21 protein-coding genes are annotated in these 26887 nt (G+C 65.8%); 10 read left to right on the top strand and 11 right to left on the bottom strand.

Annotated features, from left to right (window positions below):
• The first annotated feature begins 53 nt into the window (after window positions 1–53).
• Window positions 54–2642 (top strand): M1 family metallopeptidase, encoded by a 2589-nt coding sequence (locus tag AC1DSD_RS12305; protein WP_478030378.1) that lies wholly within the window; start codon window positions 54–56, stop codon window positions 2640–2642.
• Between the two features lie 200 nt (window positions 2643–2842).
• Here the strand turns inward: AC1DSD_RS12305 and AC1DSD_RS12300 are convergent, their stop codons facing one another.
• From AC1DSD_RS12300 to AC1DSD_RS12275, 6 genes are all read right to left on the bottom strand, one after another.
• Window positions 2843–3367: a gamma carbonic anhydrase family protein gene (locus AC1DSD_RS12300; protein WP_478030376.1), complete on the bottom strand. Its 525-nt coding sequence runs from the start codon at window positions 3365–3367 to the stop codon at window positions 2843–2845.
• Window positions 3368–3394: 27 nt separating this feature from the next.
• Window positions 3395–4597 carry a TetR/AcrR family transcriptional regulator gene (locus tag AC1DSD_RS12295; protein WP_478030374.1) on the bottom strand — a complete coding sequence of 401 codons (1203 nt, stop codon included), beginning with the start codon at window positions 4595–4597 and terminating at the stop codon, window positions 3395–3397.
• A 79-nt stretch (window positions 4598–4676) separates the two neighbouring features.
• Window positions 4677–5429, bottom strand: a complete 753-nt coding sequence (locus AC1DSD_RS12290; RefSeq protein ID WP_478030372.1) for a 3'(2'),5'-bisphosphate nucleotidase CysQ — start codon at window positions 5427–5429, stop codon at window positions 4677–4679.
• The gene (gene cysN, locus AC1DSD_RS12285) at window positions 5426–7345 is read right to left on the bottom strand and encodes a sulfate adenylyltransferase subunit CysN (RefSeq protein ID WP_478030371.1); all 1920 of its coding nucleotides are present in this window, start codon (window positions 7343–7345) and stop codon (window positions 5426–5428) included. Before cysN ends, AC1DSD_RS12290 begins: the two co-directional genes overlap by 4 nt.
• A gap of 115 nt (window positions 7346–7460) precedes the next feature.
• Complete coding sequence (cysD, locus tag AC1DSD_RS12280; RefSeq protein WP_478030370.1) at window positions 7461–8390, bottom strand: sulfate adenylyltransferase subunit CysD; 930 nt, start codon at window positions 8388–8390, stop codon at window positions 7461–7463.
• Window positions 8391–8711: 321 nt separating this feature from the next.
• The gene (locus AC1DSD_RS12275) at window positions 8712–10097 is read right to left on the bottom strand and encodes an RNB domain-containing ribonuclease (RefSeq protein WP_478030368.1); all 1386 of its coding nucleotides are present in this window, start codon (window positions 10095–10097) and stop codon (window positions 8712–8714) included.
• Between the two features lie 128 nt (window positions 10098–10225).
• Between AC1DSD_RS12275 and AC1DSD_RS12270 the strand changes: the two genes are divergently transcribed.
• The 8 genes from AC1DSD_RS12270 (at window position 10226) to AC1DSD_RS12235 (ending at window position 18915) form a co-directional block, all read left to right on the top strand.
• Window positions 10226–11113: a LysR family transcriptional regulator gene (locus AC1DSD_RS12270; protein ID WP_478030366.1), complete on the top strand. Its 888-nt coding sequence runs from the start codon at window positions 10226–10228 to the stop codon at window positions 11111–11113.
• A 69-nt stretch (window positions 11114–11182) separates the two neighbouring features.
• The gene (locus tag AC1DSD_RS12265; protein ID WP_478030364.1) at window positions 11183–11692 is read left to right on the top strand and encodes a formate dehydrogenase subunit gamma; all 510 of its coding nucleotides are present in this window, start codon (window positions 11183–11185) and stop codon (window positions 11690–11692) included.
• A complete protein-coding gene (locus AC1DSD_RS12260; RefSeq protein ID WP_478030362.1) occupies window positions 11689–13245 on the top strand; it encodes an NADH-ubiquinone oxidoreductase-F iron-sulfur binding region domain-containing protein in 1557 nt (518 codons plus the stop codon). Before AC1DSD_RS12265 ends, AC1DSD_RS12260 begins: the two co-directional genes overlap by 4 nt.
• 5 nt (window positions 13246–13250) lie before the next feature.
• Window positions 13251–16097 carry a formate dehydrogenase subunit alpha gene (gene fdhF / locus AC1DSD_RS12255; RefSeq protein ID WP_478030361.1) on the top strand — a complete coding sequence of 949 codons (2847 nt, stop codon included), beginning with the start codon at window positions 13251–13253 and terminating at the stop codon, window positions 16095–16097.
• A 10-nt stretch (window positions 16098–16107) separates the two neighbouring features.
• Window positions 16108–16338, top strand: coding sequence for a formate dehydrogenase subunit delta (locus AC1DSD_RS12250; protein ID WP_478030359.1), 231 nt, complete (start codon window positions 16108–16110; stop codon window positions 16336–16338).
• A gap of 44 nt (window positions 16339–16382) precedes the next feature.
• Window positions 16383–17147 (top strand): formate dehydrogenase accessory sulfurtransferase FdhD, encoded by a 765-nt coding sequence (fdhD, locus tag AC1DSD_RS12245; protein ID WP_478030358.1) that lies wholly within the window; start codon window positions 16383–16385, stop codon window positions 17145–17147.
• Window positions 17144–17686, top strand: coding sequence for a molybdenum cofactor guanylyltransferase (mobA, locus tag AC1DSD_RS12240; RefSeq protein ID WP_478030356.1), 543 nt, complete (start codon window positions 17144–17146; stop codon window positions 17684–17686). Before fdhD ends, mobA begins: the two co-directional genes overlap by 4 nt.
• On the top strand, window positions 17683–18915 hold the full coding sequence (locus AC1DSD_RS12235; protein WP_478030354.1) for a molybdopterin molybdotransferase MoeA: 1233 nt from the start codon (window positions 17683–17685) through the stop codon (window positions 18913–18915). The genes mobA and AC1DSD_RS12235 overlap by 4 nt, the downstream gene beginning before the upstream one ends.
• A 38-nt stretch (window positions 18916–18953) precedes the next feature.
• Here the strand turns inward: AC1DSD_RS12235 and AC1DSD_RS12230 are convergent, their stop codons facing one another.
• Window positions 18954–19418, bottom strand: coding sequence for a MarR family winged helix-turn-helix transcriptional regulator (locus AC1DSD_RS12230; protein ID WP_478030352.1), 465 nt, complete (start codon window positions 19416–19418; stop codon window positions 18954–18956).
• A gap of 104 nt (window positions 19419–19522) precedes the next feature.
• Here AC1DSD_RS12230 and AC1DSD_RS12225 point away from each other — a divergent pair, with 104 nt between their 5' ends.
• Entirely contained in the window at window positions 19523–20998 is a 1476-nt protein-coding gene (locus AC1DSD_RS12225; RefSeq protein ID WP_478030350.1) for a carotenoid oxygenase family protein, read from the top strand.
• Window positions 20999–21209: 211 nt separating this feature from the next.
• Here AC1DSD_RS12225 and AC1DSD_RS12220 read toward each other — a convergent pair whose 3' ends face one another.
• The 4 genes from AC1DSD_RS12220 to AC1DSD_RS12205 are packed head-to-tail and all read right to left on the bottom strand — an operon-like array spanning window position 21210 to window position 26881.
• Window positions 21210–22817 carry an MFS transporter gene (locus AC1DSD_RS12220; RefSeq protein ID WP_478030349.1) on the bottom strand — a complete coding sequence of 536 codons (1608 nt, stop codon included), beginning with the start codon at window positions 22815–22817 and terminating at the stop codon, window positions 21210–21212.
• Entirely contained in the window at window positions 22814–23869 is a 1056-nt protein-coding gene (locus AC1DSD_RS12215; protein WP_478030348.1) for an amidohydrolase family protein, read from the bottom strand. Before AC1DSD_RS12215 ends, AC1DSD_RS12220 begins: the two co-directional genes overlap by 4 nt.
• Window positions 23866–25440: an FAD-binding oxidoreductase gene (locus AC1DSD_RS12210; protein ID WP_478030346.1), complete on the bottom strand. Its 1575-nt coding sequence runs from the start codon at window positions 25438–25440 to the stop codon at window positions 23866–23868. The genes AC1DSD_RS12215 and AC1DSD_RS12210 overlap by 4 nt, the downstream gene beginning before the upstream one ends.
• Window positions 25441–25453: 13 nt before the next feature.
• Window positions 25454–26881 carry an NAD-dependent succinate-semialdehyde dehydrogenase gene (locus tag AC1DSD_RS12205; protein WP_478030344.1) on the bottom strand — a complete coding sequence of 476 codons (1428 nt, stop codon included), beginning with the start codon at window positions 26879–26881 and terminating at the stop codon, window positions 25454–25456.
• Window positions 26882–26887 lie beyond the last annotated feature (6 nt).

Below are 26887 nucleotides of genomic sequence, written 5' to 3'. Positions count from 1 at the left end.
CGCACCGCGTTATGGCCAAACAATACACCATATCACCAAGGTCCAAGAATCGCATGAAGATCGCCGTCACTACCGCGCTGCTGCTCGCCACCGTCTCCACGCCGGCGCTCGCCGCAGCGCGGCTGCCGACAGACGTCGTGCCGGTGTCCTACGACATCAAAGTCGATCCCGACGCGCAGAAGATGATCTTCACCGGCACCGAGACGGTCAACGTCACGGTGAAGAAGGCGACCAGCACGATCATCCTCAATGCCGCCGACATGACGATCAGCCGCGCGACGATCGACGGCAAGGCGGTGCCATTCAAGCTCGACAACGATGCGCAGCAATTGACCCTGAGGCTCCCGGCGCCGGCCAAGCTCGGCAACCATGTCATCACCTTCGCCTGGACCGGCAAGATCAACGAATCGGCCGCCGGCTTTTTCGCGATCGATTACACCAATGACGACGGGTCGAAGGCGCGGATGCTCGCGACCCAGTTCGAGGCGCCCGATGCGCGCCGCTTCGCGCCGATGTGGGACGAGCCCAGCTTCAAGGCCAAGTTCAAGCTCTCGGCGGTGGCGCCCAAGGGCCAGCTCGCTTTCTCCAACATGCCCGCCACCATGACCAACCGTCCCGACGGCACCCAACTCTATAGCTTCCGGCAGAGCCCGATCATGTCGAGCTACCTCCTGTTCCTCGGCATGGGGGACATGGAGCGCAAGACCGTGATGGCCGGCAAGACCGAGATCGGCGTCATCACGCGCAAGGGGGTGAAAGACCAAGGCGATTACGCGCTTGCCTCGGCCAAGCGCCTCCTGACCTATTATAACGACTATTTCGGCCAGCCTTATCCGCTGCCCAAGCTTGACATGATCGCTGGTCCGGGCTCGTCGCAATTCTTCGGTGCGATGGAGAATTGGGGCGCGATCTTCTATTTCGAGCCGGAGCTCCTGTTCGACCCGAAGCGGGCGACCGAGAGCGACAAGCAGCGCATCTTCGCCGTGGTCGCGCATGAAATGGCGCACCAATGGTTCGGCGACCTGGTCACGATGAGCTGGTGGGACGATCTGTGGCTCAACGAGGGCTTCGCCTCGTGGATGGAGAACAAGACCTCAGGTGACCTCAATCCCGACTGGTTCGCCCGCGAATCGGCGGTAGCGTTCGACCGCGAAGGCGCAATCGGGACTGACGCGACCAGCGCGACGCACCCGATCATCCGTCATGTCGAAACCGTCGATCAGATTGGCGAAGCGTTCGACGGCATCACCTATCAAAAGGGCCAGGCGGTCATAACGATGATCGAGTCGGTGCTGGGTCCGGACAAGTTCCGCGACGGCATCCGCCGCTACATGGCGAAATACAAATACGGCAACACCTCGACCGATATGTTGTGGGACGAGCTGGAAGCGGCGTCGGGCGTCAAGATCAAGGATAGTGCGCACGATTTCACCTTGCAGGGCGGCGTGCCGATGGTGACGCTCGCGTCGAGCAAGTGCGTCAACGGCCAGACTGTCGCGGCACTGGCGCAGGGGCGGTTCGGGCTCGATGATGCCTCCAAGGCGGCGACGACCTGGCGTGTGCCGTTGCGGGTCGGGACGGTCGGCGGCGAGCCGGTACGGGCGATCGCGACCGGTGCGTCGACCAACGTCACCATGCCGGGCTGCGGCCCGGTGGTACTCAACGTCGGCAAGGGCAGCTATTTGCGCGCGCGCTATGCGGGCGACGCCCATGCGGCGCTGGTAGCTGACTACGCCAAGCTGGCGCTCGCCGATCGGCTGGGAACGTTGGGCGACGATTTCGCGCTGGCGCGATCGGGCGATCAGGATTTCTCGGCCTGGGCGGCGACGTTTGCCGCGGTGCCGAACGATGCCAGCCCGCTCGAATGGTCGCTGCTCTCGGCCGAGCTGGGTTCGCTGTCCGGCCTCTATGAGGGCAGCCCGCTCCGCGATCAGGTCAACGCGCTGACGATCAGGCGGCTCGATCCGGTGCTCGCGTCGATCGGTTACCAGGCCAAGGCCGGCGAGTCGCCGCTGGTAGCCAATTTGCGCGAGGATCTGGTCGGGCGCCTCGGGGCGGCCGGCGACCCGGACGTGCTGAGTCGGGCCCGCGCCTATTTCGCCAAACTCCGCACCGACAGCTCGGCGATCCCGCCGGCGATCCGCGCGCCGATCCTCGCCACCTTCGCCCGCAATGCGACGCCGGCCGATTGGGACGCGCTGCTCGCGCTGACCAAAGCGGAGACGAATCCAGTCGTGAAGAACGAATATGTCCGCCTGCTCGGGGCGACGCGTGATCCTGCGCTGGCGCAGAAGGCGCTCGACCTACTCAAGACCGACGTGCTGACCGCGCAGCAAAAGCCGGTGATCCTGGGCGCGGTGGCGGGCGGGAATCCCGATTTGGCGTTCGACTATGCCGTCGCCAACGCCGACATGGTCAACGGCTTCCTCGAAGCGAGCACGCGCGCGGGCTATATCGTCCGCCTGGGAGCGGGGTCGAACGATCCGGCGATGCCGGGCAAGATCACCGCTTATGCCGAGAAGAACCTGCCGGCGGCATCGCGCGGTGGCGCCAAGCGCGCGCTGGCGACGATCGCCGTGCGCAAGGCTGCGGCGGATCGGCTGCGAGCGGGGGTGATGGCCTGGGCGGCGAAGGGGAACTGAGGGGCTAATCTAAGCCACGATCATCATGCCGGGCTTGTCCCGGCATCCAACGCGCAACGGCGGCTGGATTCCGTTGTGGAGGGTTGGCGTTCGAGCGAGATCCTGTCCCCCGGACACGATCTTGGCTTGCCGGGGGCAAGCCAAAACTCGAACGGGCACAAGGCGGGGGTGACGATTGGGACTCCGGAGTCTGGTGCGGATCAGTCGATCCGCTTCAGCCCTTTCGCGAAACGATGTGCATTGGCGATGTAATGCTCCGCCGACGCCTTCAGGAACGCGCGCTTGCCGGGGTCGAGCGTCTTGGTCGCGCGCGCCGGCGAGCCGACGATCAGGCTGCCTGTCTCGAACGTCTTGCCCTCGGTGATCAAGGCGTTGGCGCCAATCACAGATTCGTCGCCGATCACCGCCTGGTTGAGGACTGTCGCTCCCATGCCGACCAGGACTCGATTGCCGACGGTGCAGCCGTGCAGAATCGCGTGATGGCCGATCGTGCAATCCTCACCGATCGTCAGCGGCACGCCATAATCGGAATGCAGCATCGTCCCATCCTGGACGTTGGTACCGCTGCCGACGGTGATCAGGGAGGTGTCGCCGCGGATCACTGTGCCGAACCACACGCCGACATTGTCGCCCAGCACGACCTCGCCGATGACATGCGCGTCGGGGGCGATCCACACGCCGCTGCCGATGACCGGGACTTTCCCGTCGAGTTCGTAGATGGGCACCTGGTTCTCCTCGCGAGGCGACTAAGATCAGAAGATGCCGGAGCGCAAGGCCGCGGAGAATTGCGCGACGGCATCGCCCAGCGGGTGCTGTCCCGCCCAACGCCGCAACGATGCGGCGGCGTCGATCGCGGCCATGATCGCATGGCCGGCAATCTCCGGATCGACCGCGCGAACCGATCCGTCGGCGACGCCGTCGGCGATAGTGCCGGCGATGTGCCGCGTGACGCGGTCGGTCCGCTGCAACATCTGTTCGCGCAGGTCGATCGGCAACGCTTGGTAGGCGCTGGTGCGCAGCAACGGACTGTCGGCGGCGAATTGCAGCGCGACAAGGCTCGACACCATGATCGCCAGCCGCTCGCCTTCGTCGCTGCCGGACGCGTCGGCGCGCGCCTGGGCCGCATCGAGCAACGCATAGCTGCGGTCGAAACAGGCGACGACCAGATCGTCCTTGTTCTCCAGGTGATGATAGAAGCTGCCGGTCGACACGCCGAGCTCGGCGGCGATCTTTTCGACGCTCGCGCCGACATAGCCTTCGCGATTGATCAAATTGGTGGCGGCATGGAGGAAGCGCGTCTGCGCGTCACCGCCGTCCGGCGGATCGAGCGGGGCGATGTCGACTGGCCAGTCGCGGGCGGCGGCAAGACCGCGATCGAGGATGTCGAACAACCGCGCCTCGGCGCGATCGAGGTCGCGTTCGAGATAATGCGGCAGCCAGGCCGGCAGCCAATGCACATTGTGGATCAGGATCGAGCTGGCAATGAGTGTGCGCGATTCCGCCTCGGGCGCATCGCCGGCGTCGAAAAAGCCACGCACTAGCCGCGCCATGTCGGTGTAGAGCGCATCGAGCGGCCCGCGCGTGTCGGGGTCGAGCGCACGCATATCGGACAGCAGCGCCAGTTTCGTCGCGCCCGGTAACCGCTGGCGAAGATGCAGTTCGAACTGGTCGTGCAGGAAAGCGCGGGCGCGCGAGCGGGGATCGGGCCCGTGCGCGGCCGCCGCCGCGCTGTCGCGCAGGCGAAGCAAGGTGCGCTCCAGACAGGCCGCCGCCAGCACGTCCTTGCGTTTGAAATAATAGGTCACGCTCGACGTATCGAGCCCGAGTGCCTTGGCGACCGCGGTCAGCGTCATGCCACGCGTGCCGTGTACATTGATGAGGTTCGAGGCGACGTCGAGAATCTCGCCGCGGCGCCGCGCGAAGCGTGGCGTCTGGCGGGCGGGGTCGACGGTCATGGCGCCACTATACTGGCTAGCCCAAGCGAGACAAATCGTCGCTGAAGAGCGGTCTCTGCTTGAGATGCGGAAGTTTCGATCAGCCGGCCACGGCCGTCGCACGCAACGCGTCTGTCACCTGGGCGAGCAACTCCTTGCGGCAGATCAGCAGATCGGGGACCCAGGTCTCGGCGCAATTATAGACGAAGGGTGATCCGTCGAGCCGCGTCGCGTGCAGGCCGGCGGCGAGGGCAACCGCGACCGGCGCGGCATTGTCCCATTCATGCTGCCCGCCGGAATGAAGGTAGATATCGGCGAGGCCGCGGACGACCGCCATCGCCTTGGCGCCGGCCGATCCCATCGGCACCAATTCGGCGCCGATCGCTTCGGCGACTGCGATCGCCTCGGGCGCCGGGCGCGTGCGGCTGACTACCATGCGCGGCGGGTCGTTGAGCGGCTGCAGGGCAGGGGGAGCGTCCGAGCGCAGCACCAGACCGGCGTCGGGCAGCGCGACCGCGCCCAGCTCGGGCCGTCCATCGATGCAGAGGGCGACATGGACCGCCCAATCGTCGCGTTCCTCGCCATATTCGCGCGTGCCGTCGACCGGATCGATGATCCAGGTCCGCGACTTCGCCAGGCGGCTGCCGTCGCATTTGCGCTCTTCCGACAACAGGCCGTCGTCGGGCCGCTCGGTGCCGATGGCGTGGCACAGTAATTCATTGGCGGCGGCGTCGCCAACCTTGCCCAGTTCCTTGGCATCCCAAGTGCGTGAGGCGCGGACTTCCTGCAGCAATTTGCCTGCCGCCGCGGCAATCTCCGCCGCGAAATCGGCGTCGGCCTGGGTCCAGCTCACAGGTCGGGGCTCCACACGCCCATGATATGCTCGACGATGCGCTCGGCCGCCGCTTCGGGCGTTTCGCGCGTCGTGTCGACCCGGATATCGGGCCGCTCGGGGCGTTCATAGGGACTCGAAATGCCGGTGAAGTTGCGGATCTCGCCCGAGCGCGCCTTCTTGTAGAGCCCCTTGACGTCGCGCGCTTCGGCGACCTCGATCGGTGTGTCGACGAAGATCTCGACGAAATCGCCTTCGGGCAGCATCGCGCGTACGATATCGCGCTCGGCGCGGAACGGCGAGATGAAGGCGGTCAGGACGATCAGCCCGGCATCGGTCATCAATTTGGCCACCTCGCCGACCCGGCGGATATTCTCGATGCGGTCGGCATCGGTGAAGCCCAGATCCTTGTTGAGCCCGTGGCGGACATTGTCGCCGTCGAGCAGATAGGAGTGGCGTCCGAGCGCATAGAGCTTCTTCTCGACCAGATTGGCAATGGTCGACTTGCCCGAACCCGACAGGCCGGTGAACCACAGCACCTTGGGCTCTTGACCCTTCTGCTGCGCGTGCGCGGCGCGGCCGATGTCGATCGACTGCCAATGGACGTCGCGCGCGCGACGCAACGCGAAGTGCAGCATACCCGCGGCAATGGTGGCGTTGGTCAGCTTGTCGACCAGGATGAACCCGCCGAGATCGCGGCTGGCGGCATAGGGCTCGAACACCAACGGCTTGTCGGTGACCAGATTGGCGACGCCGATCGCGTTGAGATCGAGCGTCTTGGTCGCGATCTGCTCGAGCGTGTTGACGTTGACCTGATATTTCGGCTGGTGGATCTGCGCGCTGACGGTCTGCGTGCCGAGCTTGAGCCAATAACCGCGCCCGGGGAGCAGTTCCTCGTCGGCCATCCACACGATCGTCGCTTCGAACTGGTCGGCCGCTTGGGGCGGGGAATCGGCTGCGGCGATCACGTCACCGCGCGAGCAATCGACCTCGTCAGCCAGCGTCAGGGTGACCGACTGGCCAGCGACCGCGACGTCGAGATCACCATCCAAGGTCACGATGCGCTCGACCCGGGTGGTCTTGCCCGACGGCAGGATTCGTACCGCATCGCCCGGCGCGATCGTCCCTTCGGAGATCAATCCGGCAAAGCCGCGGAAATCGAGATTGGGACGGTTGACCCATTGCACCGCCATGCGGAACGGTTTGGCGCGGTCGGTCTCGCTGTCGAGTTCGACGGTCTCGAGATACTCGATCAACGTCGGGCCGACATACCAGGGCGTATTGCCCGACAGCGCGGTGACGTTGTCTCCCTTGAATCCCGAGATCGGGATCGCCGTGAATTGCTCGATGCCGATGCTCTTGGCGAATGCTGCGTAATCGGCGACGATCGAGTCGTAAGTGGCCTGGTCGTAGCCCACCAAATCCATCTTGTTCACCGCCAGCACGATGTGGCGGATGCCGATCAAATGGGCGAGGTACGAATGACGCCGCGTCTGGGTGAGGACGCCCTTGCGCGCGTCGATCAGGATCACCGCGAGGTCGGCGGTCGACGCGCCGGTGACCATGTTGCGGGTATATTGCTCGTGGCCCGGCGTATCGGCGACGATGAACTTGCGTTTTTCGGTCGCGAAGAAGCGATAGGCGACGTCGATCGTGATGCCCTGTTCGCGCTCGGCGGCAAGCCCGTCGACGAGGAGGGCGAAATCGATCTCCTGCCCCTGCGTGCCGACCCGCTTGCTGTCGGCCTCGAGCTGGGCGAGCTGATCGTCGAAGATCATCCGGCTGTCGTAGAGCAGCCGTCCGATCAGCGTGGACTTGCCGTCATCGACCGAGCCACAGGTAATGAAGCGCAGCAGCGTCTTGCGCTGATGCTGTGCGAGATAGGAGTCGATGTCCTCGGCGATGAGCGCGTCAGGGCGGTAGGTTGGGGTGGTCATGACGGATCACCGTCATCCCGGCGGAGGCCGGGATCGCCGGCGGCAGGCGGGAGGGCGCGATCGCCAGCGGCCCCGGCCTTCGCCGGGGCGACGATCTTGAATAGCTCCCGCCGCATCAGAAATACCCCTCCTGCTTCTTCTTCTCCATGCCCGCGCCGCCGGCATCCTTGTCGATCGCGCGACCCTGGCGTTCCGACGTGGTGGTCAGCAACATTTCCTGGATGATCTGCGGCAAGGTCGCCGCATCGCTCTCGACCGCGCCGGTCAGCGGATAGCAGCCGAGCGTGCGGAAGCGGATCGAGCGTTCGACCGGCACTTCGCCGGGATTGAGCAGAAAGCGGTCGTCATCGACCATCAGGATCAGCCCATCGCGCTCGACCGTCGGACGCGGCGCCGAGAAATAGAGCGGAACGATCTCGATCCCCTCGAGATGGATGTACTGCCAGATGTCGAGCTCGGTCCAGTTCGACAGCGGGAAGACGCGGATGCTTTCGCCCTTGGCCTTGTGCGCATTGTAGAGGTGCCAGAGTTCGGGACGCTGATTCTTGGGATCCCAGCGATGCGAGGCGGAGCGAAACGAGAAGACGCGCTCCTTGGCGCGGCTCTTCTCCTCGTCGCGCCGCGCGCCGCCGAATGCCGCGTCGAAACCATATTGGTCGAGCGCCTGCTTCAGCCCCTCGGTCTTCCAAAGATCGGTGTGGAGCGCGCCATGGTCGAACGGGTTGATCCCGCGCGCCATCGCATCGGGATTGTGATGGACGAGCAATTCCATCCCGGCCTCGCGCGCGGCACGATCGCGCAGCGCGTACATGTCGCGGAACTTCCAGGTCGTATCGACATGGAGCAGCGGGAAGGGCGGCGGCGCGGGGTAAAAGGCCTTGCGCGCCAGATGCAGCATGACCGCGCTGTCCTTGCCAACCGAATAGAGCATCACCGGACGCTCGGCTTCGGCCACCACTTCGCGCAGGATATGGATGCTCTCCGCTTCCAACCGCTGCAGGTGTGTGAGCGCCGCGGGTTCGATCGTCTCGGAAGTCTGGGCCAACGGCCGGGTCGCCATGCTTTACCTTTCGGGGCGCAGCCTAGCCAGCTGCGCCGGAAATGCACCAATTTCGAGAGCGCTACATAGGGATAGTGCGCCGCAGGCATAACTGCGCTTTCTTTAGCGCCGGAAAGGGTCGGTTGAGTCCGGGCGTATCCAATGCGGACCTCCTTTGTGGCTTCGTGTCTTCGTGCGAGTTGAAATCAGGCCGACGGTGCGAGCCCGACGGGATAATTGGCTCGCACAAAGACACGAAGGCGCAAAGAAGAGAAAAGTTTGGTTGGCGCGCAGGTCGATTGAGCTTCGCGTAGCGAAACTCCTTGATCAGTTGACCCTGGCGAAGGTGATCGACCGGTGATCCGGGTCAGCGACGGTTAGCTTCACGCGGATCGTGTCGCCGGGTTCGACGCCGTGCGCGTCGACTCGTGCGACGACCGGTAGGTCGCTCAACTGGATGCGCGCGCCGCGATCGTCGAGGTCGGTTACGACCGCGCCGAAAATCTCGCCGACATGGTCCTTCAGCATTACTGCTTCGCCCAGATCGATCACGGCGCGATCGATCTGACCGCCGGTGGCGTCGGCATGGGCCATCACGCTGGGCAGCTTCTCGAAGGCCTGGACGACGACGCCCGGCACGGGCTGGCCGTTGGCGATCGCCAGCGTCGCGCGCACGACATAGCGATCGGCTAGCCGGCGCAGCGGCGCGGTCGCCTGAGCATAGGTCGCCGCCATCGGCGCGTGCCACGGTACGACCCCATCGCGATAGGGCTGGTACGAGGCGCCGCCGCCCGCGCGCCGGATCGCCAGCATGAACGCGGCCTGGCGCGGGTCGTTGGGGTCGAGGCCCTTTTCGTAATCCTCGAGCGCGACGGTGGCGGGCCAGTCGAGCTTGAGCGCACGGGCGGTGTTGCGCAGGCGGAGGATCGCGCGCTCGTCCGGCGCGGGCATGACGCGAAACAGGCCGATATGGTGCGCCTGGAGCGCATTGGCGATCGCCAGATTGGTCGCCAGCGACATGGCGGCGTTGCGGTCCTCGGCTTCCAGCCGCGGGCGGAAATGGAGTTCGAACGTGCCGTCGGCTTGCTCGGACACTTCCTGTTCCGGCGGATCGACGCGCGAGGCGCCGCGCGCATCCTCGGCGGCGGTGATACGGCGCGCGAGTTCGGCGAAATCGGGCGGCAAGTCGCTGTCGCGGACGCTGTCATAAGCGAGCTTGGCCCGGCTGCGGATCAGCGCGCGTTCGGCGCCATCGAGCTTGACCGACCCATCGGACGCGACGCGCACCGTGAAGATGATCGCGGGGCGGGGCCCGTCGGGGAGCAGGCTGGCGGCGCCTTCGGCCAGCACCGGCGGATAAAGGCCCGCTTTGCCGTCGGGCAGATAGAGCGTCGTGCCGCGTGCCCATGCTTCAAGATCGATCGCGTCGCCATCGCCAACGAACCAGGCGACGTCGGCGATCGCATAGCGGAGCAACAGATCGCTGCCGGCCGCTTCGATCGCGAACGCCTGATCGAGATCGGTCGAGGTCGCCGGGTCGAGCGTGACGAAGGGCACGGTCGTGCGATCGACATGCTCGGTCGGCACGCGTTTCGCGGCCGCTTCGGCGGCGGCGAGCACAGTCGGGGGGAAAGCGGCGGGAACCTTGAACTGGCTGCGGACCGTAGCGAGTCCCTGCGCGAGCGCATTGGACGGATCGACGAGCGTCTTCATCGCCGGTCGGTATAGCGGGCGATCAAGGCGGGGAAAGCCCTGACGCAGCAGCGGAGCGCGAGTGAGGCAGGGGCTGCGAGATCCCGGCGCCGGTTGACACCCGCCGTCGCGAGGTAAATCGATACGGCGTGAATCTCAGGTTACTCGAATATTTCGTGGCGGTCGCACGCGAACGGCATTTCGCCCGGGCAGCGGCGGCGTGCAACGTGTCGCAGCCGACCTTGTCGGCCGGCATCGCCGCCTTGGAGGAACAGCTCGGGCGGCGGCTGATCCAGCGCGATCGGCGCTTTACCGGACTGACCGACGAAGGACGCGCGGCGCTGCCCTGGGCGCAACAGGCCATCGCGATGATCGAAGGACTGGAGCATGCCGCTGAACTGGCGCACGGGCCGCTGACCGGCACATTGCGCCTCGGCGTCATCCCCGCGGCGATGCCGGTGGTCGGGCAATTCGCGCGCGCGCTCGCGACGGCCCATGCGGATCTGGTGCTGAGCGTGCGATCGCTGACCTCGCGCGAAATCGAGCGCGGGCTCGCCGCATTCGAACTCGATGCGGGGATCACCTATCTCGATCACGAGCCGCCGACCTCGGTGCTGGCGGCGCCGCTCTATGCGGAAAGGGCGATGTTCCTATGTCACCGCGATGCGCTCGCCGATTGCGCCGGGATCAGCTGGAGCGCGGCGCTTTCTTTCCCGCTCTGCCTCCTTCACGAAGGCATGCAGAACCGGCGCATCCTCGACGATCATCTTTCGCGTAAAGGACTGGCCGTGCGGCCGGCGGCGACTGCCGACAGCTATGTCGCCTTGCTGGCGATGGTCGAGGCGGGGCCGTTCGCGACGATCGTTCCTGATACTTATGCCGAAATCATCCCTAGCGGCGGCTGGGCCAGGATCGTTCCGTTCGATGATCCGCTTCCGCCGAGCCGCATCGGGCTGATCGTGCTCGACCGCGCACCGATCGGTCCGCTGGCGAACGCCGCGCTCGCTACTGCGCGCTCGCTGGCGGCCTTGCTGTGATAGAGGCTTTCTATCGAAATCAAGGATTGTCGATTTGACTTGGCGCCGGCTCGGGCTCCTAATCTCTGGGTGAGTGCAGCACGGAATGACAGGTCGATCGCCGGCGATGCGACCCACGCGAACGATTACGCCGCGGCCGTTGCGCGCTTGGTCGAGGATATCGGCGACGAACAGAGCTCGCTGTTGCCGATGCTCCACGCGCTGCAGGAGGAATTCGGCTATATCGACGACCTGATGGTGCCGGCGATCGCATCGGCGCTTAACATCAGTCGCGCCGATGTTCACGGCGTGGTGACCTTCTACCACGATTTCCGCCGCCAGCCCGCCGGCCGGCACCGGGTGCGGCTGTGCCGCGCCGAGAGTTGCCAGGCGCGCGGGGCCGCGGCGATCGAGCGTATTGCGACCGACCGGTTGGGCCTGCGGATGGGCGAGACCAGCGCGGACGGACGCGTGACGCTCGATGCCGTCTATTGCCTGGGGCTTTGCGCGACCGGCCCCAATGCGATGATCGACGACGTCCCGGTGTCGCGGATCGATCCCGCGACGCTCGATCGCCTGCTCGGGGAATTGACGCGATGACGCGCGTCTATGTCAGCAAGGACATGGCGGCGGTCGCGCTCGGCGCCGATGCTGTGGCTGAGGCTCTTTCTGCCGCCGGCGCTCTGGTCGTGCGGACGGGTAGCCGCGGGCTGTTTCGGCTGGAGCCGCTGGTCGAGGTGGACACACAGGAAGGCAGGGTCGGGTTCGGCCCGGTCGCGGCCGCCGATGCCACCCTGGTGCTCGACGGCAGCCATCCCGCGCGGCTTGGCGACGTATCCGCCATGCCGTTCTTCGCGCGGCAGCAAAGGTTCACCTTCGCCCGCTGCGGCGTGATCGATCCGTTGAGCCTGGACGCCTATGAAGCGCATGGCGGTTGGCGCGGACTGACGGTCGCGCGCGCGTTGCCGCCGCAAGCGGCTATCGACGCGGTCAAGGCGAGCGGGCTGCGCGGGCGCGGCGGTGCCGGTTTTCCGACGGGGATCAAATGGCAGACCGTCCACGACGCGCCGGGCCCGCTCAAATATGTCGTGTGCAATGCCGACGAGGGTGACAGCGGCACGTTCGCCGACCGCATGCTGATGGAGGGCGATCCGTTCTGCCTGATCGAAGGGATGGCGATCGCCGGTCATGCGGTCGGAGCCGAGCGCGGCTACATCTATATCCGCTCCGAATATCCGTTCGCTATCCGCACGATGCGCGAGGCGATCGCGCGCGCGGCGCCAATTGTCGCGCCGTTCGCGCTCGAAGTCAGGGTCGGGGCCGGCGCCTATGTCTGCGGCGAGGAGACCGCCCTGCTCGACTCCATCGAGGGCAAACGCGGCGAGGTGCGGGCCAAGCCACCCTTGCCGGCGATCGCCGGGCTGTTCGGCCGCCCGACGGCGATCAATAACGTGCTGAGCCTGGCGGCGGTGCCGTTCATCCTGAGCGAAGGTGGCGAGGCCTATGCCGCGATCGGGTTTGGCCGGTCGCGCGGCACCATGCCAGTGCAGCTTGCCGGCAATGTCAGGAATGGCGGGCTGTTCGAAGTTGGTTTCGGCATCACGCTCGGCGAACTCGTCATGGATATCGGCGGCGGCACCGAGAGCGGCCGCCCGGTCAAGGCGGTGCAGGTCGGCGGTCCGCTCGGCGCCTATTTCCCGCCGTCGATGTTCGATCTGCCGTTCGACTATGAAGCCTTCGCCGCGGCCGGCGGGCTGATCGGCCATGCCGGCATCACGGTGTTCGACGACACGGTCGACATGGCGCACATGGCGCGCTTCGCCATGGAATTCTGCGCGCATGAGAGCTGCGGCAAATGCACGCCGTGCCGGATAGGATCGACGCGCGGGGTCGAGCTGATCGATCGGCTCATCGCCGGCGAACGCCGTGCCGCCGACGCGGTCGAGCGGCTTCCCCAGATGCGCAATGTCCACGGTGGTGCGCGGCCTCCCGAGCAGGAGATCGAGCTGCTGCGCGATTTGTGCGATACGATGAAGTTCGGATCCCTCTGCGCGCTTGGCGGGTTCACGCCTTATCCGGTGCTGAGCGCGCTCGACCATTTCCCGCAGGATTTCGGTGCGGATGCGCCCATTTCCTCAGCGGCGGCGGAGTAACGACCATGGCATGGATCGGCGAGCAGGATCTCGGCACCAAGGCGGTTTCGGCGGCGACGTCGGCGATGGTGACGCTCAGGATCGACGGGCAGGACGTGGCGGTGCCCGAAGGGACGTCGATCATGCGCGCGGCGGCGCTGGTCGGCACCGATATCCCCAAATTATGCGCGACTGACACGCTCGAGGCGTTCGGTTCGTGCCGGCTCTGCCTGGTCGAGATCGATGGCCGCAACGGCTATCCCGCATCGTGCACCACGCCCGTCGCGGACGGCATGGTCGTGCGGACGCAGACCGATCGGCTGGCCAAGCTGCGGCGTGGAGTGATGGAGCTCTACATCTCCGACCATCCGCTCGATTGCCTGACCTGCTCGGCTAATGGCGATTGTGAATTGCAGGACCAGGCCGGCGCGGTCGGCTTACGCGACGTCCGTTACGGCTATGAGGGGCGCAACCACCTCGTTGCCGAGAAGGATGAGAGCAATCCGTATTTCACCTTCGATCCCGCCAAATGCATCGTCTGCTCGCGCTGCGTGCGCGCTTGCGACGAGATTCAGGAGACGTTCGCGCTGACGATCGAGGGCAGCGGCTTCGCCTCTAAGGTCGTTGCCAGCCAGAATGACAGCTTTCTGGACTCGGACTGCGTGTCGTGCGGCGCCTGCGTGCAGGCGTGTCCGACCTCGGCGCTGATCGAGAAATCGGTGATCGAGAAGGGAACGCCGGACAAGGCGGTCATCACGACCTGCGCTTATTGCGGGGTCGGCTGCACGTTCCGGGCGGAAATGCGCGGCGAGCAGCTGGTCCGCATGGTGCCGTGGAAGGATGGCAAGGCCAATCGCGGGCATAGCTGCGTCAAGGGGCGGTTCGCCTGGGGCTATGCCAATCACCGCGACCGGATTTTGAAGCCGATGATCCGCGCGTCGGTCGAGGAGCCGTGGCGCGAAGTGTCCTGGGATGAAGCGATCGCCTATACCGCCGGCGAATTCCGCCGCATCCAGGCCAAATACGGCAAGGACAGCGTTGGCGGCATCACCTCGAGCCGCTGCACCAATGAAGAGACGTTCCTGGTCCAGAAGCTGATCCGCCAGGGGTTCGGCAACAACAATGTCGATACCTGCGCGCGGGTCTGCCACTCTCCGACCGGCTATGGCCTCAAGACGACGTTCGGCACGTCGGCCGGAACGCAGGATTTCGACAGCGTCGCGCATGCCGACGTTATCATGGTGATCGGCGCCAATCCGACCGATGGCCATCCGGTGTTCGCCAGCCGGATGAAGCAGCGGTTGCGCGAGGGCGCGAAGTTGATCGTGATCGACCCGCGGCGTACCGACATCGTCCGCACGCCGCATGTCGCCGCGGCGCATCACTTGCCGTTACGTCCCGGCACCAACGTCGCGGTGCTGACCGCGATCGCGCATGTGGTCGTGACCGAGGGGCTCGCCGACGAGGCCTTTGTCCGCGAGCGGTGCGACTGGAGCGAGTTCGAGGATTGGGCGGCGTTCGTCGCGCAGCCGGGGCGCTCGCCCGAGGCGACCGAGGCGCTGACCGGCGTACCGGCTGCCGACCTACGCGCCGCCGCACGTTTGTTCGCGACCGGCGGGAACGGTGCGATCTATTATGGCCTGGGGGTCACCGAACACAGCCAGGGGTCGTCGACCGTCATGGCGATCGCCAATCTGGCGATGGCGACCGGCAATATCGGCCGCGAGGGCGTCGGGGTGAACCCGCTGCGTGGCCAGAACAATGTCCAGGGCGCGTGCGACATGGGCAGCTTTCCGCACGAATATTCGGGCTATCGTCACGTTTCCGACCCCGCGACACGGGCGATGTTCGAACAAGCCTGGGGTGTCACGCTCGACGCCGAGCCGGGCCTGCGTATCCCCAACATGCTCGACGCCGCGACCGACGGGACGTTCAAGGCGCTGTTCATCCAGGGTGAGGACATCCTGCAATCGGACCCGAACACGCATCATGTCGCGGCAGGGCTCGCCGCGATGGAATGCGTCGTGGTGCAGGACCTGTTCCTCAACGAAACCGCCAATTACGCGCACGTCTTCCTGCCGGGATCGACCTTTCTCGAAAAGGACGGCACCTTCACCAATGCCGAGCGTCGGATCCAGCGCGTGCGCAAGGTGATGGAGCCGCTCAACGGCTATGGCGATTGGGAAATCGTCCAGCTCGTGGCGAATGCGATCGGGCTTGATTGGAGCTATAGTCATCCGTCCGAGATCATGGATGAGGTCGCCGCGTTGACGCCGACCTTCGCCACGGTCAGCTACGACGCGCTCGACCGCTTGGGATCGCTGCAATGGCCGGCGACCGAGGCTGCGCCCGAAGGCACGCCGACCATGCACATCGATCAGTTCGTGCGCGGCAAGGGGCATTTCGTCGTCACCGATTATATCCCGACCGACGAGAAGACCGGACCGCGTTTCCCGCTGCTGCTGACGACCGGCCGCATCCTCAGCCAGTATAATGTCGGCGCCCAGACGCGCCGGACCGAGAATATTGCCTGGCATCCCGAGGACCGGCTCGAAATCCATCCGCACGATGCCGAGAATCGTGGCATCCGCGACGGCGACTGGGTCAGTCTGCGCAGCAGGGCGGGAGAGACGACGTTGCGCGCCTTTATCACCGAACGCGTCGCGCCGGGTGTGGTCTATACGACCTTCCACCATCCCGCGACCCAGGCCAACGTCATCACGACCGACTATTCGGACTGGGCGACCAATTGCCCGGAATATAAGGTCACCGCGGTTCAGGTCGCGATATCGAATGGGCCGAGCGATTGGCAGCAGGCCTATCAAGCGCAAACCGAGCGCTCGCGCCGCGTCCTTCCCGAACCGGCCGAGTGAGGCGCGGGCGATGTCGACCATCGACCACCTCGTCTACATGGCCAACCAGATTGCGCGCGAACTCGGCAGCCAATGCCCCGGCCGCCCGGTGGCGGCGACGCGAGATCATCTCCGCCAATTCTGGGATCCCCGGATGCGCCAGGCGATCGTCGCGTACCTTAACGGTGGCGGCGAGCATCTGAGCGATACCGCTAGGGGGGCAGTCGCGCTGCTTCGCGAGAACGCGGAACCGGCCGATTGACCGAACCGTCGTCCGACCATTCCCCGACCGCCGGCGTCTCCGCCATGCGCTTTCGGCGCCATGCTGCCGGCGGATCTGGCGTCGATGAGGTCGAGCGGGCCGTGGCGATCGAACGGCCGCTGGCGCTTGAGTTCAACGGCATTGGCTACGCCGTGATGATGGCGACGCCGCTCGATATCGAGGATTTTGTCGTCGGGTTCGCCCTGAGCGAACGGCTGATCGACCATGCCGGTCAGATCGAGGCGATCGACGTGCATGTCACGCCCAGCGGCGACGTCGTCCGCGCGTCGCTCGCGCCGTCGCGCGCCGAGGCACTGGTCGAACGGGCGCGGCATCGCGTGTCGGAATCGTCCTGCGGGCTTTGCGGCATCGAAAATCTCGACCAGGCGATCCGCCCGCTGCCCAAGGTCGAGACGGTTTCGCGCGCCGCGCCCGACCAGATATTCGCGGCACTTGGCGGGTTGCGCGCGCGCCAACCACTCCACGAGCAGACTGGCGCGGTCCACGCCGCCGCCTTGTGCGGCGCGGACGGCGCGGTCATCGAGGTTCGCGAGGATGTCGGCCGCCACAATGCCTTCGACAAGCTGATCGGCGCGATGGCGCGATCCGACCGAACCTGGGATGGCGGATTCGCCTTGTTGTCGTCGCGCTGCTCCTATGAGCTGGTCGAAAAAGCGGTGCTCGCGCAATGTCCGATGCTGGTGACGATTTCGGCGCCGACCGATCTCGCCATGGCGCGCGCGGCCAATGCCGGGCTCAGGCTCGTCGTTCTCGCGCGCAGCGACGCGCTGCTCGAGCAGGCACCATGACCCGGCTGCTCGGCGTCGTCCTTGCCGGTGGTCAGGCGCGCCGGTTCGGCGGCGACAAGGCGCTCGCGACACTCGCCGGGATCGCGTTGCTCGACCACGCCGCCCTGGCATTGCGGCCGGTCACTGAGGACATCGCGGTCGTCGGGCGCGACAGTCCGAATTATGTCTCGATCGCCGACTGGCCGGTGGCCGGGCTCGGCCCGCTCGGCGGTTTATGCGGCGCATTGCGTCATGCCCGGGATCGCCAATTCGATGCCATCCTCACGCTTCCCTGCGACACGCCGTCGCTTCCCGCCGGGCTGCTCGGCGATCTCGCCGGGCGCGGCGTGGCGAGCTTCGTCGCCAACACGCCCGTGATAGGATTATGGCCTTGCGCGTTGGCCGACAGGCTCAGCGACTATCTCGAGCACGGCGGGAACCGGGCGGTCAGGGCCTGGGCGGAGGAGATCGGCGCCGCGGCGCTCGATGGCTGGCCGCCTATCCCTAACGTCAATCGGCCCGACGACCTGGCGGCGCTGCGTGCTATGTCGGAGCCATGAATCGCATCGATTTTTCGGCAGCGCTCGCGTGTATCGAGGACGTCGCCCCGCGCCTGCCGGTCGAACCCGTGGCGATTGGCGCGGCACTCGGTCGGATCATCGGCGCGGATGTCGTGGCGCAAGCCGATTATCCGCGGTTCGATTGCTCGGCGATGGACGGGTTCGCGGTCGTGGCCGCCGATGTCGCCAATGCATCGCCTGAGCGGCCGGTTCGCCTGGATCTGGTCGGGGAAAGCCGGGCCGGTGCGGCGGCGACTTTGGTCTCGGCGTCGGGCGCCTGCGCGATTAGCACTGGGGCGCCGATCGTCCTGCCATTCGACGCTGTGGTCGCCAAGGAACGTGTCTCGCGCGAGCGAACGGCCGTCCTGCTGACAGAGCCCGTCGGCCTCGGGCGGAATATCCGGCGCCGGGGCGAAGACGCGCGGCAAGGCGATGTCGTCGCCACTCGCGGCCAGTTGGTTACGCCTGAAGTGATCGGCGCATTATGCTGTTATGGCGTGCCCGAGGTCGACGCGATCCGGCTGCCGCGCGTGGTCGTGCTGACGACCGGCGATGAATTGAGGCGGGCGAGCGGGACGAGCGACCATTTCGTCCACGATTCGAACGGACCGATGATCGCCGCGATGATGCAACAGGCCGGTCTTGCTCCGCAGCTCGTCATGCCGGCACGCGACGATCCCGCGGCAATGGTGACGAGCATCAAACAGGCCATGGCCGCCGCGCCGGACCTGATCATCTCGACGGGCGGGATATCGGTCGGCGATTATGACCAGGTGCCCGCCGCGCTGCAGGCTCTAGGCGCGACGATCCACTTTCGCGGCGTGGCGATGCGTCCTGGTAAGCCGGTGCTCTTCGCGACCTTGCCCAATGGCTGCCTGTATTTCGGATTGCCGGGGAATCCGGTTGCCGCCGCGGTAGGTGCCCGCTTCTTCGTGATCGCGGCGATCCGCGCGATGCTCGGTCTGGGGCGTGAGCGCGGATGTACCGTCGCGATGGACGTTCCCGGCGGGGCGGACACTGTCGGTACCCGGATCCTCAAGGCGCGATGGCATCTCGGCCCGCCGCCCGCGGTCACTCTCGCCGCCGACCAGCGCTCGCATACCATGCGACCCTTATTGGATTGCAACAGCTGGGTCGTGCGCTCGGTGGATCCGAACGGCGATCCTGTCTGGACCTGTTTCGCGATGACGCCGAGTTTCGCCGACGATGGGGAAGTCGGACGCTCCTAGTAATCTGCCAGCCCGAAACTCGGGCCCAGCTCTTCCCTTTACTCGTGTATCCGCCGCAACAACTCGATCAGCATCGCCGTCTCGCCCGGCGTGAACCGGTTCTTGAGCCATTGCTCGTGCTCCAGGATGCACGCGCGCGCCGCGATCAGGCCCTCATGGCCGGCATCGGTCAGCTTCAGCGTCTGGCGCCGACGATCGTCGGGCGAGGGGCCGCGCACCACGAAGCCGCGTTTCTGCAGGCGGTTGATGATCGCCATCACCGTCGCGCGATCCATCTGCAGCCGCCGGCCGATATCCGCCTGGGCGATGCCCGGATGATCGTCGATCAGCCATAGCACCGAGACCTGTTTCTGGGTCAGGTCCAGGTCGTTGAACGTCTCGCTGAAATGGCGGTACACCGCGCCATAGGCCAGGCGGATGTGAAACCCGACGATCTGATCGAGACCGCCGATCTCCCCATCGTCGGACGCGGGGGCGCTTTTGGCGGGAAACGATCTCAGCATTGCGCCAGCCTGCCCCCCGGGGGTGTTCAGGTCAACCATCACGGATTGAAAATAATGTTTGCGTTGCATACAATGCCGCGCAGATAATAGAGAGAGGATCGGCCGTGACGCATTTCCCCGACACGCCGTCGTTCACCGGTTTCAACACGCCGTCGCGGATCGAGGCGGATATCGCCGACCTCGACGTGAAAGGCACGGTTCCGGTCGAGCTCGACGGTGCCTTCTATCGCGTCCAACCCGATCCCCAATTCGCGCCGCGCCTGGGCGACGACATCGCCTTCAACGGCGACGGCATGATCACGATGTTCCGCTTCCATGGCGGCCGCGTCGATTTCCGCCAGCGTTGGGCCAAGACCGACAAATGGCAGTTGGAGCATGAGGCCGGTCGTGGCTTGTTCGGCGCCTATCGCAACCCGCTGACCGACGATGAGAGTGTGAAGGGCCGGATACGCGGCACCGCCAACACCAATGCCTTCGTCTATGGCGGCAAGCTCTACGCGCTGAAGGAAGACAGCCCAGCACTGGTGATGGACCCGGCGACGCTAGAGACCGAGGGCTATACCTGGTTCAACGGCGCGATGACCGGGCAGACCTTCACCGCGCATCCCAAGGTCGATCCCCTAACCGGCGACATGATCGCGTTCGGCTATGCCGCCAAGGGCGTGCTGACTCGCGACATGACCTATTATGTCGTGTCGCCCGATGGCGAGCTGAAGCAGGAATTGTGGTTCGAGCTGCCGTATTACGCGATGATGCACGATTTCGCGATCACGCCCGATTACGCGCTGTTTCACGTGGTGCCCTCGACCTCGAACTGGGAGCGGCTCGAACAGGGCCTGCCGCATTTCGGCTTCGACACGACCTTGCCGGTCTATCTCGGCGTATTGCCGCGGCGAGCGGACGCGACGGCTGAGGACATACGCTGGTTCAAGCGCGACAATTGCTTCGCCAGCCACGTGATGAACGCGTTCCAGGACGGGACCAGGATCCATTTCGATACGCCCGAAGCGAAGAACAACATGTTCCCGTTCTTCCCCGACATCCACGGCGCGCCGTTCAATCCGATGGAAGCGGCGAGCTTCCTGACGCGCTGGACGGTCGATATGGCGTCCAATTCCGACACGTTCGAAAGCTTCGAGCGGCTGACCGGGATGATGGGCGAATTTCCCCGCATCGACGAACGCCGCACCGGATTACCCTATCGCTATGGCTGGATGCTGGTGATCGATCCGACCAAGCCGGTCGAGCTCAAGGGCGGTAGCGCCGGGGGCATGATCATGAATACGCTTGGGCTGGTCGATCACGAAACCGGGCGCGAGCAGAAATATTGGTGCGGCCCAGTTTCGTCGCTGCAGGAACCCTGCTTCATCCCGCGCGGCCCCGATGCCGCGGAAGGTGACGGCTGGATCGTCCAGGTCTGCAACCGGCTCGAAGAACATCGCTCGGACCTGCTGCTGTTCGACGCGCTCGACATCGAAAAGGGGCCGATCGCCGAAGTGCGCATCCCGATCCGGCTGCGCTTCGGCCTGCACGGCAATTGGGCGACCGCCGAGGAGATCGGGCTGGCGGAGGCGGCCTAAGCCGTAAAGCATCCCAGGGTTCCCGCAGAAGCGGGGCCCCTGGGTGGGGACTCATATTCCTATCGTCATCCGCGCGGAATCCCGCCGTCACCCCAGCGTAAGCTGGGGTCTCTGGCGGTGACGCGATGTCGCTTGAGATCCCAGCTTTCGCTGGGATGACGAGCTTTGGAAATGGATCGCTTAAGAACAACGGCTTATTTGGGTTCTCAACCTAAACCTTTTCCCCAGCCGCGCGCGTTCGGTCGAGCAATGACGCCTGGTCGCGATTGACGCGCAGGGCGAGGATCACCAGCATGATGACGATCGGCGGCGCGACCCAATTGACCGAGAGGATCGCGGTGGCGAGGTCGCCGTGCGTGGCGTCGCTTACCAGTCCGACGGCATAGGGCCCGATGCCCAGGCCGATGATCGTCATCGCGAACAGATAGATGCTCGAAGTGATCCCCCGCATCCGCGGCAGCACCTGATCGTAAAGCACGGCATAAAGCGGCGGCATCCACATCGTCAGCACCAGGCTGTAAAAGGTGAAGCGGAAGTAGAAGGCGCCCGCCGAGGGCGCGCGATAGACCCAGAAGGCGATCAACGGCGATACGCCGAGCGCGAACAGCGTGACCCATACCCGCTCGCGCGGCCGGCCACCGCTCAGCCGGTCCGACAGCGGTCCGGCGATCAGTGGCCCGATCACACCGAGCGCCGCCGCTAGCAGCCCGAACTGGAGCCCGGTCGCGCCTGGCGATAAGTGATAGGTCTTCATCAGGAACGAGGGGGTGAACCCCATTACGCCATAATTGACCACGCCCTGCAAAGCGCCGACCGCGATGCATAGGATCACCGAGGGCGACGTCGCAATCGCCGCGAAGGCCGGCGGATCGTTGCGGCGCAACGCCTGGAGCAGATTGGCGATGACGAAGATGCCGAAGCCGATCACGCTCCATTGCAGCACGTGCGGGCTGACCGCGACGCCGCCGAGGATCAACGGCGGCCGGGGCGAAAAGGCTTCGGCCCAACGGATCGCGGCGACCATGGCGGCAACGATCAGGACGAGGATGCCGGCATTGACCAGCCAGTCGCGCGCGGTCGCGCGGCGCCGCGCCAGCGCGACCCAGTGGATGCCAGGCGTGATCGCGCCGAGCACGCCCAGGCTGGCGCCGAACGGATGGGGGTCGCGCGGCGTCGCGATGCCGTCTACCGCGCCGCGCTCCGGCTCGCGCACGCGCCACATCAGGGGAGCGATCAGCAGCCCCGGCAAGGCCGCGACCAGGAAGGCGAATTGCCAGCCGGCCAGCCCCAGCGGCGCGCCGCCGGCCGGATAACACCGATGCCACCAATCGGCCGCGCCACCGCCGATCACCAGCGACCCGCCAAGTCCGATGGCGACCGCAGCGGCCAGGATGGCCATCACCGTCCCGCGGCGCCGGCGCGGGAAATAATCGTAGAGCAGGCTGGTGCCGGCGGGCTGTGATGCGGCCTCGCCGATGCCGACGCCCAGCCGCGACAGCATCAGCAGCAGAAAGCCGCCGGCGAACGCAGCCGTGCCGGTCGCGAGCGACCAGAAGAGGATGGCGATCGCCAACAGCCGGGTGCGGACCCAGCCGTCCGCCAGCCGCCCCAGCGGCAGCGAGAACAGCGCGTAGAACAGCGCGAATACCGTGCCGTAGAGCAGACCCATCTCGGCATCGCCGATCTTCAGGTCGGCCTTGATCGCCGGCGCCAGGATCGCGAGGATGTTGCGGTCGAGCAGGCTGATCGCCTGGGTCGCAGCGACCAGCGCCAGCGCATACCAGGCGCCGGGCAGCGGCCGGGTGGCGCTTTGGCTCACAGCGCGAACACGCGTTCGGCGTTGGTCTGCATCAGCTTCTTCTTGGTCGCGTCGGGAATGTCGAGCAGATCATGCGCGCGCACCTCGTCGGCGACATATTCATAAGGATAGTCCATCGCGTACATCACGCGATCCTCGCCCATCACCTCGAGCATTAGCTTGATGGCCGGCGGGAAGGGGAGGCCGCTGGTGGTCGCCAGCACATTCTCACGCAGGCAGGCGACCATGCCCTTCTTGAGCGGTTTGAGCCGCTCGTACCGTTGCGAGGCGACGCCAGCTTTGTGCATGAAATCGATGCGATAGAGCCAATAAGGAATCGCCTCGCCGCCATGGCCGACCGCGATCTGGAGGTCGGGATAGCGATCGAATATGCCGGTGGTGATCAGCCGGAGCAAGTGCATCCCCGTCTCCACGCCGAAGCCGAAGATCGCGCCGTCCAGCCCGGCCTCGATCATGCCACCGATCATCGCGTCGGGCAGGGTCTGGGGATGGATGTAGAGCGGCTGGCCAGTATCGGCGAGCGCGCGGAAGATCGGGTCGAATTGCGGCTCGTCGAGATAATGGCCGTGGGTGTGGCTGTTGACCATCACGCCCCTGAAGCCCAGCTCGGCCGCGCCGCGTCGGATCTCGGCTGCCGACCATTCGGGATCCTGCGGCGCGATCGAGGTCATGCCGACGAACCGCGTCGGATAGGCGGCGCAGCGTTCGGCGAGATAGTCGTTGGCGCGCGCCACCATCGCCTTGGCCTCGTCGGTGTCGAGCAGCGGCTGAACCCCGGGCGAGGTGAGCGACAGGATCGCGACATCGATCCCGGTCGCGTCCATGTCGGCGATCCTGCGCTCGCCGAGATCGAGCAACCGCTCGATGATCAGCATCGCGCGCTCCGACGGCGACCGCGCATAGAAGCCCCATAACGACGTCATGCCCTTATCGGCGGTGCCGTCGCTCACCATGCGCAGATAGGCGTCGATCTGCTCGCGCGTGGCAAAGGCTTCCTCGGTCGCGATGCGGAGATAGCCGCGGTCGCCGCCGGTGTTCAGCGCATGGGTCATTGGTGGGTCTCGCGATAGGCGCGGGGCCAGATGCCCTGCTTGCCGGGGGACAGGATGCCGTTCGGATCGACACAATCCTTGATCGTTTCGGCGAAGCGGCGCTGGGCGTGATTGCCAAAGCTGTATTGGTCGGCGACCAGGTCCATGAAATCGAGGTGCGAGCGATATTCGCCATAACCGATCTTCGCCGCGTCGGTGACCATCAATTTGCACGCGGCATAAGCGGCATCGGCTTGCTTCGCATTTTGGGTGTCGAACACGACCAGCCCGACATGGATCAGCGCGCGCTTGGTGACGACATAGACGCCGCTATAATCGAGCCCGGCCGCGTAAAGGCGCTCGCGCACCAGATCGCGGATCGCGCCGCCGTCGCGCCCGGTGATCGGTGTCGCCGAGGAAAAGCCGATATGGCCTCCTTGTTCGCCACCGTACCAGCGTGTCATCTGGTCGAGGGCAAGGCTGGGGACGCCAGCTTGCACGCGGTGATGCGGGTTGTCGAATTCGGGCAGAGCGTGCCCGTCATATTTGGTGAAGTCGATTGTTGCCCCGGGAATCGTGCCCAGCGCATCCTGAACGATCTCGCGCTGACGCTCGACGATCTTCTCGTCGCCATAGAGCGCGAAGCGCATCACCCAGCGGCCGAAACCGGGGGTCTCGGCGATCTTGTCGATCACGTCCTCCGGGATCGGACCGTCGCCCGTGTACCAGTGATCGCGCTGCCAGAAAGCCGAGGCGGCGCAGACCGCGTTGATGATCATCGGCTGGTTGGGGATCGTGCCGTCGAGCATCAGCGGGCGGAGCCGCTCGAGCATCACCTCAAGGTCGCTGTCCTTCTTCAAGGTCAGCCAGCCGGGCATGTAGCAATCGGGAGCGGGCATCAGCCACGTTCCCATTTTCGTGACGACGCCGAAATTGGATTGGCTGAACAGGCCGTCCAGTGTTGGTCCGCAGCCATGTTTATAGACGTGCCAGGCGCGGGGCGCCTCGAGCCCGCCGAGCCCGGTGCGCAGCAACTCGCCGTTCGCGAGCACTACCTCCATCCCGCATTTGGCGTCGAAGTGATCGCCGAGCGGCGTATAGCCCACGCCATGTTCCAGCGCGTTGCCGACAATGCTGCCCCAGCCGAGATCGGGCACCGACATCCAGAGCTTGGACCCGGTCGATTTGAGGTGGTCGTGCAGGTCGAAGAAAGTGACGCCGGATTCAACCAGCGCCCAAGCGGAATCCTCGTCGACGTCGAGGACGCGGTTCATCCGCCGCATCGACATGACGAAGGATCCCGACACCCGCGGTGCCGGTCCGCCATAACCGTTGTTGCGACCTTGGCCGTTGACCCAGAGCGGCGTCTTGTAGCTGTTGGCGACGCGCAGCACCTCCTGCACCTGCTCGACGCTGGTCGGCATCAGCACCGCGCCGGGTTCGTACCACCGGCCCGTCGGCGGCGCGAAAGGGTCGCGGAACTCCGCGACCTTGGCTTCATCGACGATCAACCCGTCCTGGCCGAGGATATTGGCCAGCTCCTTGAGCGCAGCATCGATCGCCGCAATTGGAACGTCCGCTACGTCCGGCATTTGCCGCCTCCCTCTACCCCTCGTGGACTGCCTTGGTCACCAGGCACGCCTCGACGCCCTCGGGGCCGTCCTCGGATCCGTGGCCGGACCATTTGACGCCGCCGAACGGCGCGTCGGCGCCGCCGATCATGGTCGTGTTGATCCCGACCATCCCGCTCTCGATCTCGCGCGCGAGGCGCCGCTGCCGCCCCGAATCGCGCGTCCAGGCGTAAGCCGCGAGTCCATAGGGAAGGCGGTTCGCCTCTTCGATCATCGCTTCCTCGCCGGCGAACGGGTTGATCACGGCGACCGGGCCGAACGGCTCTTCGTTCATGATCGCGGCGTCGAGCGGGATGTCGGACAGCACGCTCGGCTGGTAGAAGAAGCCGCGATTGCCGATCCGCCCACCCCCCGACAGCAAATTCGCGCCCCGCGCAGTCGCGTCGCCGATCAGTCGCTCCATGGCATCCGGGCGGCGCGGATTGGCCATCGGTCCCATCCGGGTCGCGGGGTCCAGCCCGTCGCCGATGGTGATCTGCCCCGCGCGCTCGGCGAAGCCGGCGCGGAACCGGTCGTACACGTCCTCCTGGATGATGAAGCGGGTAGGGGAGACGCAGACCTGGCCGGCGTTGCGATATTTGGCGGCGACCATCGTATCGAGCACCTGATCGACATCGACATCGTCGAACACCAGTACCGGGCCATGGCCGCCAAGCTCCATGGTGGTGCGCTTCATGTCGTCTGCGGCCAGCTTCGCGAGGTGCTTGCCGATCGCGGTCGAGCCGGTGAAGCTCAGCTTGCGGATGACGGGCGAGCCGAGCAGGTGCCGCGATACTTCGTCAGGCACGCCGAACACCGCTTGCGCCACCTCGCCGGGCAGGCCGGCATCGAGCAGGCATTGCAGCACGCCGAGCGCCGAGGCCGGGGTTTCTTCAGCCGCCTTGAGGATCACCGAGCATCCCGCCGCGATTGGCGCGCCCAGCTTGCGGCCGGGATTACCGATCGGGAAGTTCCACGGCGCGAACGCCGCGACCGGCCCGACCGGTTCCTTACTGACGGTCGATCGCTGGCCGGTCGGACGCACCAGCGTCCGTCCATAGAGGCGGAAGACCTCGCCGGCGTAGAAATTGAACAGGCCGACGTTCATCAGCACCTCGACCTTGGCCTCGGCCAGGGTCTTGCCCTGCTCGAGCACCGCGACGCGGGCGAGCTCGTCCTGGCGTTCGAGCATCAACCGCGCCGCACCTTGCAGCACGGCGGCGCGTTCGTGCGGGGTCGAATTGCGCCAGCGCCGGAAACCGCGCGCGGCAGCATCGAGCGCGCGGTCGAGATCGGCGGGGTCGGCCAGCGGCAACGCGGCGAGCGTTTCGCCGGTCGCCGGATTGACCACGTCATGCGTTCGCCGCCCTCCGCCGCGAACGCGCTCGCCGTCGATCACCATGCAGAGTTCGGGATAGGTCATCGGCGT

The sequence above is a fragment of the Sphingomonas sp. P4_D12 genome, from assembly GCF_056401895.1.
The sequence above is the reverse complement of the archived record's forward strand: the minus strand, read 5'-3'. Positions and strand labels throughout refer to the sequence as shown.

What these genes read in the sequence shown, in the direction of transcription:
- AC1DSD_RS12305 (WP_478030378.1), top strand. Translation starts at nt 54, where the DNA reads ATGAAGATCGCCGTCACTACCGCGCTGCTGCTCGCCACCGTCTCCACG.
- AC1DSD_RS12295 (WP_478030374.1), bottom strand. Translation starts at nt 4,597, where the DNA reads ATGACCGTCGACCCCGCCCGCCAGACGCCACGCTTCGCGCGGCGCCGC.
- cysN (WP_478030371.1), bottom strand. Translation starts at nt 7,345, where the DNA reads ATGACCACCCCAACCTACCGCCCTGACGCGCTCATCGCCGAGGACATC.
- AC1DSD_RS12275 (WP_478030368.1), bottom strand. Translation starts at nt 10,097, where the DNA reads ATGAAGACGCTCGTCGATCCGTCCAATGCGCTCGCGCAGGGACTCGCT.
- AC1DSD_RS12260 (WP_478030362.1), top strand. Translation starts at nt 11,689, where the DNA reads ATGACGCGCGTCTATGTCAGCAAGGACATGGCGGCGGTCGCGCTCGGC.
- fdhF (WP_478030361.1), top strand. Translation starts at nt 13,251, where the DNA reads ATGGCATGGATCGGCGAGCAGGATCTCGGCACCAAGGCGGTTTCGGCG.
- AC1DSD_RS12250 (WP_478030359.1), top strand. Translation starts at nt 16,108, where the DNA reads ATGTCGACCATCGACCACCTCGTCTACATGGCCAACCAGATTGCGCGC.
- fdhD (WP_478030358.1), top strand. Translation starts at nt 16,383, where the DNA reads ATGCGCTTTCGGCGCCATGCTGCCGGCGGATCTGGCGTCGATGAGGTC.
- mobA (WP_478030356.1), top strand. Translation starts at nt 17,144, where the DNA reads ATGACCCGGCTGCTCGGCGTCGTCCTTGCCGGTGGTCAGGCGCGCCGG.
- AC1DSD_RS12235 (WP_478030354.1), top strand. Translation starts at nt 17,683, where the DNA reads ATGAATCGCATCGATTTTTCGGCAGCGCTCGCGTGTATCGAGGACGTC.
- AC1DSD_RS12230 (WP_478030352.1), bottom strand. Translation starts at nt 19,418, where the DNA reads ATGCTGAGATCGTTTCCCGCCAAAAGCGCCCCCGCGTCCGACGATGGG.
- AC1DSD_RS12215 (WP_478030348.1), bottom strand. Translation starts at nt 23,869, where the DNA reads ATGACCCATGCGCTGAACACCGGCGGCGACCGCGGCTATCTCCGCATC.
- AC1DSD_RS12210 (WP_478030346.1), bottom strand. Translation starts at nt 25,440, where the DNA reads ATGCCGGACGTAGCGGACGTTCCAATTGCGGCGATCGATGCTGCGCTC.
- AC1DSD_RS12205 (WP_478030344.1), bottom strand. Translation starts at nt 26,881, where the DNA reads ATGACCTATCCCGAACTCTGCATGGTGATCGACGGCGAGCGCGTTCGC.